The following is an 11,076-nucleotide window of genomic DNA, read 5'->3' on the forward strand; positions in this document are numbered from 1 at the left end:
GGACCGCTAGGCCGGGCCCGGGCGCTCCCCGGCAGCCGCACCCGGTGTCGGCACGCGCATCAGCAGCGCAATGAACGCAGCCACCGAACCACCGGCCGCGATCGTCATCACGATCGCCATGGCGAGGGCGTTGCCGCCGAGCACGCCCACGCACCAGCTCGCGAACGCACCGGCGGTGAACTGGCAGACGCCGAATAGTGCCGACGCCGCCCCGGCCGCATCCGGCGCCTGATCGAGCAGTCCCGCCACCGTGTTCGCACCGGCCACGCCCACGGTCGACAGCAGGAAGAACAGCGGCACTGCCACCCCCCAGAAACCACCCAGTCCGGTAACCGAGGCCACCAGCAGCACCAGCGAGCAGACGAGAGTGTTGCAGACGGCCACGCCGAGCAGCCGCCGATAGCCGAAGTGCATCACCAGCCGACCGTTGGCGAAGGTGCCCATGAGCATGGCCAGCACGTTGGCACCGAAATAGAAACCGAACTGCGACTGGGGAATGCCGAACTGCTCGATGTAGACGAACGAGCTGCCCGCCACGTACGAAAACAGCGCCCCGAACATGAGGCTGCCGCAGACCAGAAACAGGGCGATGGGCCCGCGCCGGACCAGCGCCAGATAGCCAACGTACTGGGCGAACAGGCTGCGATCGCGCACGCGTCGCGCGGGCGGGTGCGACTCGCGCAGCAGCAGGCGCAGCGCGATCAGACACATCGCCGCATAGACGCAGAGCAGCGCGAAGATGCCGCGCCAGGAGGCCACCGCCAGCACCACGCCACCGACGAGTGGTGCGACCAGCGGCGCGGTCGCCATGACCATGACCACGAACGACATCACGCTGGCGGCCTGCGCGCCCTCGAAGCGGTCGCGCACGATCGCGCGGGCCATGACCGGCGCGGCCGCGGCGCCGAAACCCGCGGCCAGACGCGCGGCGAGCAGCACCGGCATCGACACCGCCAGCGCACAGACGAGGCTGGCCGCCAGATACAGACAGATGCCGAAATAGAGCACCGGCAGGCGACCGTAGCGATCCGCGATCGGGCCGTAGGTGAGCTGGCCCAGCGCCAGCCCGACGAAGAACAGGCTCAGGCTGTACTGCACGTGGGCGGCCGATACCGAAAACGCATCGGCCAGATCCGGCATCGCCGGCAGATACATGTCGATCGACAGCGGCGCGATGGCCGTCAGCATGCCGAGCACGCCGACGAAGATCGCGTGCGCGACGGGGCTTTGCTCACGCGTGACCATGCGGTCGGACTCCTGGCTGGCGGGTCGCGGCGGCCGGAAGGCAGCCGCCGGGCGGGCGCTTCAGCGGTCGTCGCGAACCGCGGCGCGCGCAATCAGAGCGGCGGCATTATGCCAGCCCGCATCGACCACGGCCACGGCCTCGCCGGGCGGCGCCACATCCGGATGCAGGCCCGTGAGCACCCGCGCCGGGGGCATCTCCACGGCCAGCGCGAAACCCGACTCCGCGGCAATGCGCGCGCTCGCGGCCCAGTAGACGGGCCGCGCCATGTTGTGAACCAAGTCGTCGCGTACCGCCGCCGCGCGCCACAGGCGACGGCGCGCGTTGGCACTGAAATAGGCACACCGCGGCGTCCGGAACGTCACCCCCGCCGCGACCTCGGCCAGCGTCTCGGCGGGTGCGGCCAGCAGCTCGCAGTGCGACGGCACCGCCATGTCCAGCCGCACGACCCGCGAGGCGCCGGCCGCGAGGGCGCGCTCCCGGATGTGTGCGAGCGCGTCGTCGCGGCCGGCCACGGCGATCTGCCGGTCGCTGTTGATATTGCCGACATACACGATCCAACCCTCGGCGCGGGCGGCCTCGACCAGCGCCCGCACCGGCGCCTCTTCGAGTCCGATGACCGCGGCCATGCCGTGGCCCTCGGGAAAGGCATCACGCATCAGCGCGCCGCGCCGCGCCACCAGTCGCAGCGCGTCGGCGAAATCGAGCGCATCGGCGACGACCGCCGCCGGCCAGGCGCCGATCGACAGCCCCATCACCGCTGACGGCTCGGCGCCGCGCGCGGCGAGCTCCCGCGCCGCCGCGACGCCGACCACCGTCAAGGCGACCTGGACCGTCTCGGTGTCGGCCAGCGCCGCGGCCGTATCCAGCTCGGCCGTATCGCGATCGAGCACGTCGGCGGCCTCGGCCAGCGTGGCCTGCACCGCCGCGCTGTCGGGCAGATCGGCGAGCATGCCGGGGCGCTGGGCGCCCTGCCCCGCGAAGGTGAACAGCGCCGTCATCCGCTCGGAGACTCGGCCACGGATGACGGGCGACGATCCGCGTCTGCGGACCCCGACTCGGACCACGGATCGGCACACAGAAACGGCCCGGCGTCGCTCTTGACCAGCACCCGCTTGGCCGCTCCCGCCCAATCGGCCAGCGCCACCCCGCCGGCGGGCGTCTCGATCTGGGCATCGCAGGGCGCGGACAATGCCTCCAGCGCTCGGGCCAGGCGCCGGGCCTCGGCGCGCGGCACCCGTTCGGGCGCGCGGATGAGTACGTCGAGATCGGAGTCGGCGTGGCAGACCGGCTCGCCGGTGGCCAGTTCGAAGCCGACCGCGCCGGTCACACCCCAGCACCAGCCGCCGGCATTGAGCAGACAGGCGGCACCCGCCGCGGCGCCGATCGCGGCCACCGCCGCCGCGCGCGGGTGCTCGATCCAGGCGCCGTCGGCCGCCAACGACTCGGGGGTGCGCAGCGCCTGCCAGCGGCCGGGCTCGAGACGCGCGGCCTCGCGCTGGCCGCGGTGCGCGCCGCGCACCCCCACCGGCAGCCCGCGGCCGGCGTCGCGGCGCGCGCGCCGGACCACCACCGGCTGACCGGCGGCCACGCGGGCCAGAGCCCAGGGCGCGATGTGTTCACCCAGCGCGTCCGGTTCGATCCAGACGAGATCGTGCGGCCGCGGCACGGCCGTGTGGCGGCTGTAATCCACCGTCGGCGTCGTCCTAGCTCGTGCGGTCAGGACTGCCACTGTGCACGCAGACGCCGGCGCACGGCCAGCGATGCCGCCCGCCCTTCGCCGAGACGCGCGCCCAGATCCCGGCTGTCGCCGATGTCCCTACAGGCCTCGGTCAGCGCATCGCGCACCGCAGCCACATCGGGGCCGGCGGGCGAATCCGCATCGGCGACCGACAGCAGCCGGTGCAGCAGCCCCAGCCGCTGGAAACTGCGGATGTCGTAGGCCATCGGCGTGATCGTGCGCGCGAGCGCCTCCACACCCTCGACCGTGCGCTGGGTGATGCGGGCCGCGGCCTGCTTGCCCATGGCGTGTACTTCGACCGCGGCATCGTCCAGGGCGATCAGCCGATTGGCCTGATAGCCGTGCGCGAGAAAAGCGCCCGACATGGCCTTGCCCACGATCAGCCCGATCACCGGGTGCTCCGCCCGCCGGGCCGCGGCATAGGCGTCGGCGGCCGCCGCCAGCGCCTGGTGGATGCCGAAGGCCTCCTCCGTGCGTCCGTAGGCCTGGCTGGGCACGTCGATCACGGCCACGATCGGCCGTCGCGGCCCGTCAACATCGGCCGTCATCGTTTCACGTACGGCGCGCGCCAGCGCCCAGCCCTCGACCAGGCCCACTTCGCCGCCGCGGGCCCGAGGGAAGTCGCTGGCCGGATCGGGCACGACCGCGATGTAGCGCGTCGGGGTGCCGTCGAGTTCGCCGTCGACCACGCGCACGCTGTCGGGATAGCCGGGCAGCGCCGGGCCCTCGTCGGTGAGCGCAGCCAGCCAGCGGCCGCCGCGGCTGGAGGGGGTCGTCGCGGTCATGAATCGCTCCCGTCATCCGTGGGTGTCTGGAAGGCATCGCGGACCCACTCCGCCTCGGCGCGCCGGTCGCCGTCGATTCGCGCCAGGCGGGCCAGCGCGGCGTCGACGTCCGCGACGCGGGCCGGATCTTCGGGACCGGCTGCGACCGCAGCCGCGACTTCGGCGGCGATCGCCTGTGCGTCGTCGGCGCAGAGCGTGTCCACCAGGCCGGTGGCCCGCCGCTGCTCGCCGCCGGTCAGGCTCCAGATCATGGGGCGATCGCGTGAATCGAACTCGTCCACGCCGGCCTCCTGTTCGATGACCTGCGGCCCGTTCAGGCCCAGCCGGGCCTCGCGGGTCGCGATCAGCTGCGAACACAGCCCCGCCGCGATGGACATGCCGCCGAAGCAGCCCACCGGCCCTGCGACCACCCCGACCACCGGCACGTGGGCGCGCAGCGCGGCGATCGCGGCATGGATCTCGGCGATGGCGGCCAGACCGCAGTTGGCCTCCTGCAGGCGCACCCCGCCGGTCTCCAGCAGCAGCACCGGCACGACCGGCCGGCCGGCCTCGGCGTCCTCCAGCGCCAGCTCCAGGGCGCCGGCGATCTTGGCGCCGCCGACCTCGCCGATGGCGCCGCCCTGAAAGGCCGGTTCCACCGCGCAGCACACGACCGCCGTGCCGGCAATCGCGCCCCGGGCGATCACGACCCCGTCGTCGGCCTGGGTGACGATGTCCTGCTCGGCGAGCCAGGGCGAGCGCAGGCGTTCGAACGGATCCAGCAGCTCGCGCATCGTGCCGGCATCCAGCAGTCCGGCGACGCGTTCGCGGGCGCCGCGCTCGACGAAGCTCTCGCGGGCGATCAGTGTCGCGGTGTCCATCAGTGCGCTCCCGTGTCGGCGCCGGCGGCCTGTTCCATCGCCTGGGCGATACGCAGCCGCACGACCGCGGGCGTGGCGCCGAAGTCGTTGATCTCGAGGGCGACCGCCGGCTGGGCCGCGTCCGCGAAGATGCGATCCACGACCGCCGTCCAGATCTCGTTCACGCCGTCGACCGAGGTGTTTATCTCGACCGTCGAGCGGCCGTCGGCCCCCGGCTCGAGCAGCACTTCGAGATCGCCGGAACCGACCACCCCGGCCAGCGCTCGCCGGGCCGCGGGCGCGCCGGCGGGATAGTCAAGCGACAGTGTTTGCATGGTGTGTCTCCTTCGCTGCGGCCGCGCCCGGCGCGGCGTGCCCACCCCAGGCGGCGCAGGCCGCGGTTTCGAGTGCATCGACGAACAGCGCCGCGGCCAGCAGATCGGCACTGCCGCCGGGCGAGGCGTTGAGCGACAGCAATAGCCCATCCAGGCGCGCGAGCGCCCGCCCGCCGGCGACGCTGCCGACGCCGCCGGCATCGAGCACGGCCGCCGCGCCGGCCTGGACCCGCCGCAGGCCCGCCGGTCCGGCGCGGCTGAGTACACAGGTGTCCTCGAGCGTGGCCATCACCGCAAGCAATGCATTCAAGCGGGCCACCCGTTCGCCCGCGCCGGCCGCGCGCGCGTCGCGCAAGGTCGGCAGCGCGGCATCGAGCACCGCGGGAAAACCGCGCTCGGCCTCGCCGCGCGCGCCGGGCACACCGAAGGCGCGCACCACGCGCTGGCCGTTGGATTCGCGGGCCGGCGACACCGCCGGATCGTCGATGGCGGCCAACGTGGCGACCCGGGCCAGCAAGGAGCGGCCCTGCCAGCGCCCCGGCTCGGCGGCCGCCGCGGCCACCAGCAGCCCCAGACACCAGATCGCGCCGCGGTGCGTGTTGACACCGCCGGTGGCCAGCATCATGCGGGCCTCGCTCTCGCGGCCGAGCACGCCCAGCTCGGCGCGCAGCCGCGCCGGTTCACGCTCTACCGCGGCGGCCGCCGCCATGTCGTGAAAGCCGGTGGTCAGCGCCGCGGCGGAGGCGTGCATCAGCGCATGACTCATGTCGCGGTGGGCGCCGGCGTCGCGGGCATCGACCAGACCCGGCTTGGGGGTCAGATCGACCTCCGCGCGCAGCGCGTCGGTCGCCGTGCGCGCGAGCATCGCCGCCAGCGTCTCCGCCCGGATCGGGACGGTTCGTTCAGGCGCGGCCATCACCAGCTCCGAAACCGCGGCGGCGGCGCGTACAGGCCGCCGGACCAGTCGACCAGGTCGGCGATGCTGGAGGCCGCCAGCTGGGACCGGGTGGCCTCGGTGCGGGACACGCCCAGATCCTCCGGCATGCGGACCTTGTCCTCCTCGCGCAGGCGTTGCGTGGTCGTCGCATCGGCCGACAGCCCCAGCGGCGTGACCCCGGCGACGGCCGCGATCATGGCCCGCCGTTCGGCCGGCGACCCGGCCTTGTAGAGATAGGCGAGACCCTCTTCGGTGAGCAGATGCGTGGTGTCGTCGCCGTAGACCATGACGGGGGCGATATCCAGACCGGCCTTCTCGGCGACCGCGACCGCATCCAGCGTGTCCACGAAAGTCGGCGTCAGGCCCGCCTGAAAGGTCTCGACCATCTGCACCACGAGCTTGCGCCCGCGGGCCAGTGGGTCGCCCTCGGGGGCGAGGTTCGCCCAGGCCGGCGTGGCGTGACGGCGCCCGCGCGCGTCGCAGCCCAGATTCGGCGCGCCGCCGAAGCCGGACACGCGCGAGGTCGTCACGGTCGAGGAGTTGCCGTCGGCGTCCATCTGCAGGGTCGAGCCGATGAACATGTCGGCCGCATAATGCCCGGCGAGCTGACAGAAGGCACGATTCGAGCGCAGCGAGCCGTCCGCGCCGGTGAAGAACACGTCGGGCCGCGCGGCGACGTAGTGCTCCATGCCCAGTTCGGTGCCGAAGCAGTGCACGGTCTCCACCCAACCGGATTCGATGGCGGGGATCAGCGTCGGGTGCGGGTTGAGCACCCAGTTTGTCGCGATCTTGCCGCGCAGGCCGAGCTTCTCGCCGTAGGTGGGCAGCAGCAGTTCGATGGCCGCGGTGTTGAAGCCGATGCCGTGGTTGAGCGAGGTCACCCCGTGCTCGGCGTAGATGCCCTTGAGCGCCATCATCGCCATGAAGATCTGGACCGGCGTGATGTGGCGCGGATCGCGGGTGAACAGCGGCTCGATATAGAACGGCTTGTCGGCCTCGACCACCACATCCACCCAGGACCCGGGGATATCGACGCGATCCAGCTGCGAGACGTCGTCGACGATCTCGTTGGCCTGGGCGATGACGATGCCGCCGGAAAAGGCCGCCGCCTCCACCAGCGCCGGTGTGTCCTCGGTCGAGGGCCCGGTGTAGAGATTGCCCGCCCGGTCGGCCTTGAAGGCGGCCGCCAGCACCACCTTGGGGATCAGATCCACGAACAGCCGCGCATACAGCTCGATGTAGGTGTGGATGGCGCCGACCTCGATCGTGCCGTCCATCATCAGCTGGCCGATGCGATGGCTCTGGGTGCCGGAGAAGGCGAAATCCAGCTTCTTCGCGATGCCCTTCTCGAACACCGCCAGATGCTCGGGCCGGCCGACGCTGGGCTGGATCATGTGCAGATCGTGGACCTGGTCGGGGTCGAGCTCGGCGAGCGCGCGCGACAGGAAATCGGCCTGCTTCTGATTGTTGCCCTCGGCGATGACGCGATCGCCGGAGCGGATCAGCGCCTGCAGGGCGTCGCCGACACGATCGCGCTCGAGCACCTTGCCGTCGAGCCACGCCTCGGCGGCGGCCATGCGCGCCCGCTTGTCGTCGCGGCGGGTCGTCCAGTTGCGTTGTGTCATGTGAAATCCTGGCTGGCGCGAACCGCGCTCACGTTAGAATGCGGAGTGCGGCGGTTCAATAAACCGGTCGTTGGGTTTGTTAACGTCGAGTTGCGCGAGCCGGGCACCGAACGCTCCGGCGATGCGCGGCCACCACGAGGCCTGTGTTGAGCAGCGACGAAATCACCCTGCGCAAGCTCGAGATCTTTCTCGTGTTCATGCGCGAACGAAACCTCGCCCGCGCGGCGGAAGCCATGTCGCTGTCGAGCGTGTCCATCCACAAGGCGATCCATTCGCTGGAATCCGCCGTGGGCTGCCCGCTGTTCGCGCACCGCAGCCGCTCGCTCGAACCGCTGAACTCGGCGTTCGTGCTCGAACGCCATGCCAGCGAGATCATCGAGCGCATCCAGCGCAGTGTGGACGACACGCGCGCGGCGGCCGGCATTTCGCCGAGCATCTTTCGTATCGGCTCGCTGTACTCGCTCACGGTTGCGCTGGTGCCGCGTATCGTCAACGCGCTCAAGGAGAGCGTGCCGGAGTGCGATATCGAGCTGGTGCTCGGCTCCAACGCCGATCTCGAGGCCAAGCTGGCCGCGGGCGATATCGATGCCGCGCTGATCTGCGTGCACGAACTCGGCCGCCAGCGCCACCGGATCGTCAAACCGCTGTTCGACGACGAGATCCAGCTTGCCTGTCGTGCGGGCGACGCGCCCCGCCGCCCCGCCGGGTCGATCGATCTGGCGCGCTACGACGGCGCGCCGTTCGTGGTGCTCTCCCAGGAGTTCTCCACCGGGCGCGACAGCTACCGCATGTTCCAGACCGCCGGCATCACGCCGCGGGTGGCGCTGCGGGCCAACGACATCTTCACGCTCACGAGCCTCGTCAAGGGCGGCGTCGGCCACGCCCTGCTGCCCGGGCGCATCGACGACATCTACCCGGGCGCGCTGTCGTTCACGCCGGTGACCGAAGCCCAGCGCGTCACCCAGACGCTCGGGCTGTGCTATCTGAAGTCGCGGGCGGCCGACCCGCGCATCGCCGCACTCGAGGAGGCAGCGATCGCGGTCACCGCCTAGGTCCGGCCGCGCGCTAGCCACCGAGCACCCCGCGCACGATCAGATACAGCACCGACGGGCCGAGCAGGCAACCGAAGCCGGTATAGAAGGTGGCCGTCATCGCGCCGTAGGGCACCAGGCGCGCGTCGGTGGCCGCGAGCCCGCCGGCCACGCCGCTGGTCGTGTCCATCATGCCGCCGAACACCAGCGCGGCGGAGGGGTTGTTCAGCGAGATCGCGCGCGCCACCATCGGCGTGACGATCATCACCGAGATCGACTTCACCAGGCCGATCGCGATCGACAGCGCGATCAGTTCCGAGCTCGCGCCGATGGCCGTGCCCGTGACCGGGCCGACGATATAGGTCGCCGCGCCCGCGCCGATCGTGGTGACCGACACCGCGTCGGTATAGCCGAAGGCATAGGCGATCGCGCCGCCGAGAAAGAACGGCACCACGATGCCCACGAGCAGCGCGAGCACGCCGTTCATGCCGGCCTTGCGCAACTCCTCGACATCCACGCCGAAGGCCGTGGCCACGATGGCGAAGTCGCGCAGCATGGAGCCGCCCATGAGACCCAGCCCCGAGAACAGCGCGATATCCGCCAGACCGTCCTCGCCGCCGGTGCTCACCCCGCCGATGTAGGACAGCAGCAGACCGGCGGCGATGGCGATCGCCGAGCCGTGGATACGCCCGGCGGTGAGGTGTTTAGAGATCAGGTTGCAGACCAGCATCAGCAGGCCCACCGCCGCGAAGGCGGTGATCAGGCCGTTGCCGGCGATCACGTCGAGTAGGCGTTCACTCATGACGGCCCTCCCGCGCGGTGTCGAGATCGTCGAGCGGCACGGCGTACTTGCCTTTGCCCAGGCGCGCGATCACCGGCACGAGCGCAAAGCTCACCGCGACCACCACCAGGCCGCCGACCAGCGCCACCGGGCCGCCGGCGATCGCGCCGGCCACGTTCTGGCCCGCCGCCATAGCGACCACGATGGGGATATAGAGCGAACTCCAGAACTCCACGCCGCGCCGCGACGTCGTGTCCAGCCAGCCCGCCTTCTGCATGCGATAGACCACGAACACCAGCAGCAGCATTGCCAGACCCACACCGCCGACGTTCGAATCCACGCCGATCGCGATGCCGATGACTTCGCCGATCAGCTTGCCGACGAGCATGCACGCCGCCAGCAGGGCCACACCGTAGATGACCATTCATCTCCTCCTTTCGCTTTCGTTGTGACGGGAGTGATCCCACAGGCGCTGGCGGCGTTCAACGAAGACGACGTTAAGCGACTTAGACTGAACTTAAGGGTCCCGTCGCACGGGCCTTGAACGCGGCGCAGCTGCGACCAAAGTGGTAGGCCGCAACGCCGCCGAACCGCCGGCGCGGGCCCGGCGACATCGGCTCGCGCGCCGCCGCACCTACCGGGGCGCAAGCGCGGACAACCATAAAGCGGAGACGCCGGCGCGGGCGATCGCCGGTACCCGGGACGCTTTTCCCGTAACGAAAGGGCGATGCCGGCGCCTCCGCGCGACCTCGACATGCGGTCGATTCGCGTTGCGGCATTGGAATGGGAATGATTATCAGTTAAATTCCGGTAACCGCTGTTTTGCACGAGGGCACGATGAGAGCACGTACCGGATTGAATACCGCGCTGACCGCCGCGCTGATCCTTGGCGCGACCGGGCTGTCGGCCCCCGCCTTCGCGCACGGCGACAAGGGCGCGCACGTCGATGCATTCGAGACGCATCTCGACGATTACGAGCAGGAGATCGAGCAACTCGTCGCCACCGTCGACTCGATCGCATCCGACTATGCCGGCGACGGCGTCGCCTCGGAGCAGCTGGGCCAGCGAGCCGACGCCCTGGTCGACGACTGGGAGCACGTCGATTTTCACGAAGCGCTGGAAACCCACGCGATCTCGCTCTATCCGCCGATCTGGGTCGCCCTCGGCGGCCTGGAGGAGGCGATCCACAAGGACGGCGCCGAGGCCGAGGTCCGGCAATGGCAGCAGCGCACCGAGGCCGCGCTCTGGCAGGGCATGGGCGCGCTGAAGTACGCCGCGCAGCAGCGCGACACGGTCGCCGGCTCCGAGGACACGGCCACCGAAAAGGCGACGCCTGCCAGCGGCCCGGAAACCATCGACATCATCCAGAAGCGGCTCGACGAGGTGCTGGCAGCCTATCGCGAGGGCGACGGGCAACGCGCCACCACCCTCGTCAACGAGGCCTATATGCAGCGCTTCGAGGGCGTCGAGGGCGCGCTCATCGAACGGGACGCCGACCTGGTCTCCAGTCTCGAGAAGGATTTCAACGCCACCCTGCCGCTGCTGATCGAACGCGGCGCCGACAGCAAGGCGGTCGCCGATCGCATCGCGGCGATGAACGACGATCTGGACACCGCCCGCGAACTGCTGAAAGAGGCCGAGACGGACAAGAGCGACGTGTTCTAGGGCCTGTTAACACCTCATACGAACACCGCGTTGGAGACCTCAAATCGTGTTCTGCAAGGCGCGAGTCGCCGATCGTGGCGCGCCACGATCAAGA

The 11,076-nt window shown here is 70.8% G+C and carries 12 protein-coding genes; 2 read left to right on the top strand and 10 right to left on the bottom strand.

What is annotated here, in order from left to right:
* Positions 1 to 6: 6 nt before the first annotated feature.
* From SAHL_RS17105 to mdcA, 8 genes are read right to left on the bottom strand one after another with little or no spacing between them, the layout of a single operon-like run.
* The gene (locus tag SAHL_RS17105; protein ID WP_123592622.1) at positions 7 to 1,245 is read right to left on the bottom strand and encodes a multidrug effflux MFS transporter; all 1,239 of its coding nucleotides are present in this window, start codon (positions 1,243 to 1,245) and stop codon (positions 7 to 9) included.
* Between the two features lie 60 nt (positions 1,246 to 1,305).
* Entirely contained in the window at positions 1,306 to 2,244 is a 939-nt protein-coding gene (locus SAHL_RS17110) for an ACP S-malonyltransferase (RefSeq protein ID WP_123592623.1), read from the bottom strand.
* Positions 2,241 to 2,936: a malonate decarboxylase holo-ACP synthase gene (locus tag SAHL_RS17115; RefSeq protein WP_221178024.1), complete on the bottom strand. Its 696-nt coding sequence runs from the start codon at positions 2,934 to 2,936 to the stop codon at positions 2,241 to 2,243. Before SAHL_RS17115 ends, SAHL_RS17110 begins: the two co-directional genes overlap by 4 nt.
* 26 nt (positions 2,937 to 2,962) lie before the next feature.
* Positions 2,963 to 3,769, bottom strand: coding sequence for a biotin-independent malonate decarboxylase subunit gamma (gene mdcE / locus SAHL_RS17120; RefSeq protein ID WP_123592624.1), 807 nt, complete (start codon positions 3,767 to 3,769; stop codon positions 2,963 to 2,965).
* On the bottom strand, positions 3,766 to 4,632 hold the full coding sequence (locus SAHL_RS17125; protein ID WP_184947816.1) for a biotin-independent malonate decarboxylase subunit beta: 867 nt from the start codon (positions 4,630 to 4,632) through the stop codon (positions 3,766 to 3,768). The genes mdcE and SAHL_RS17125 overlap by 4 nt, the downstream gene beginning before the upstream one ends.
* Complete coding sequence (locus SAHL_RS17130; RefSeq protein ID WP_123592626.1) at positions 4,629 to 4,943, bottom strand: malonate decarboxylase subunit delta; 315 nt, start codon at positions 4,941 to 4,943, stop codon at positions 4,629 to 4,631. Before SAHL_RS17130 ends, SAHL_RS17125 begins: the two co-directional genes overlap by 4 nt.
* Positions 4,924 to 5,859: a triphosphoribosyl-dephospho-CoA synthase gene (locus SAHL_RS17135; RefSeq protein WP_123592627.1), complete on the bottom strand. Its 936-nt coding sequence runs from the start codon at positions 5,857 to 5,859 to the stop codon at positions 4,924 to 4,926. The genes SAHL_RS17130 and SAHL_RS17135 overlap by 20 nt, the downstream gene beginning before the upstream one ends.
* Positions 5,859 to 7,505, bottom strand: a complete 1,647-nt coding sequence (gene mdcA / locus SAHL_RS17140; protein WP_123592628.1) for a malonate decarboxylase subunit alpha — start codon at positions 7,503 to 7,505, stop codon at positions 5,859 to 5,861. The genes SAHL_RS17135 and mdcA overlap by 1 nt, the downstream gene beginning before the upstream one ends.
* A 146-nt stretch (positions 7,506 to 7,651) precedes the next feature.
* Here mdcA and SAHL_RS17145 point away from each other — a divergent pair, with 146 nt between their 5' ends.
* Complete coding sequence (locus SAHL_RS17145) at positions 7,652 to 8,557, top strand: LysR family transcriptional regulator (protein ID WP_123592629.1); 906 nt, start codon at positions 7,652 to 7,654, stop codon at positions 8,555 to 8,557.
* Between the two features lie 13 nt (positions 8,558 to 8,570).
* Here SAHL_RS17145 and madM read toward each other — a convergent pair whose 3' ends face one another.
* Positions 8,571 to 9,338, bottom strand: a complete 768-nt coding sequence (gene madM, locus SAHL_RS17150; RefSeq protein ID WP_123592630.1) for a malonate transporter subunit MadM — start codon at positions 9,336 to 9,338, stop codon at positions 8,571 to 8,573.
* On the bottom strand, positions 9,331 to 9,741 hold the full coding sequence (gene madL / locus SAHL_RS17155; protein ID WP_123592631.1) for a malonate transporter subunit MadL: 411 nt from the start codon (positions 9,739 to 9,741) through the stop codon (positions 9,331 to 9,333). Before madL ends, madM begins: the two co-directional genes overlap by 8 nt.
* A 413-nt stretch (positions 9,742 to 10,154) precedes the next feature.
* On the opposite strand from madL, the gene SAHL_RS17160 reads away from it, so the two are divergent.
* Positions 10,155 to 10,982 carry a hypothetical protein gene (locus SAHL_RS17160; RefSeq protein WP_148045603.1) on the top strand — a complete coding sequence of 276 codons (828 nt, stop codon included), beginning with the start codon at positions 10,155 to 10,157 and terminating at the stop codon, positions 10,980 to 10,982.
* Positions 10,983 to 11,076: the final 94 nt, after the last annotated feature.

The organism is Salinisphaera orenii subsp. halophila YIM 95161 (genome assembly GCF_003732545.1).
Taxonomy (GTDB): Bacteria; Pseudomonadota; Gammaproteobacteria; order Nevskiales; family Salinisphaeraceae; genus Salinisphaera; species Salinisphaera orenii_A.

Coding starts and splice junctions, on each gene's coding strand:
- SAHL_RS17105 (WP_123592622.1), bottom strand. CDS start 1,245: ATGGTCACGCGTGAGCAAAGCCCCGTCGCGCACGCGATCTTCGTCGGC.
- madL (WP_123592631.1), bottom strand. CDS start 9,741: ATGGTCATCTACGGTGTGGCCCTGCTGGCGGCGTGCATGCTCGTCGGC.
- mdcE (WP_123592624.1), bottom strand. CDS start 3,769: ATGACCGCGACGACCCCCTCCAGCCGCGGCGGCCGCTGGCTGGCTGCG.
- SAHL_RS17110 (WP_123592623.1), bottom strand. CDS start 2,244: ATGACGGCGCTGTTCACCTTCGCGGGGCAGGGCGCCCAGCGCCCCGGC.
- SAHL_RS17135 (WP_123592627.1), bottom strand. CDS start 5,859: ATGGCCGCGCCTGAACGAACCGTCCCGATCCGGGCGGAGACGCTGGCG.
- mdcA (WP_123592628.1), bottom strand. CDS start 7,505: ATGACACAACGCAACTGGACGACCCGCCGCGACGACAAGCGGGCGCGC.
- SAHL_RS17160 (WP_148045603.1), top strand. CDS start 10,155: ATGAGAGCACGTACCGGATTGAATACCGCGCTGACCGCCGCGCTGATC.
- madM (WP_123592630.1), bottom strand. CDS start 9,338: ATGAGTGAACGCCTACTCGACGTGATCGCCGGCAACGGCCTGATCACC.
- SAHL_RS17130 (WP_123592626.1), bottom strand. CDS start 4,943: ATGCAAACACTGTCGCTTGACTATCCCGCCGGCGCGCCCGCGGCCCGG.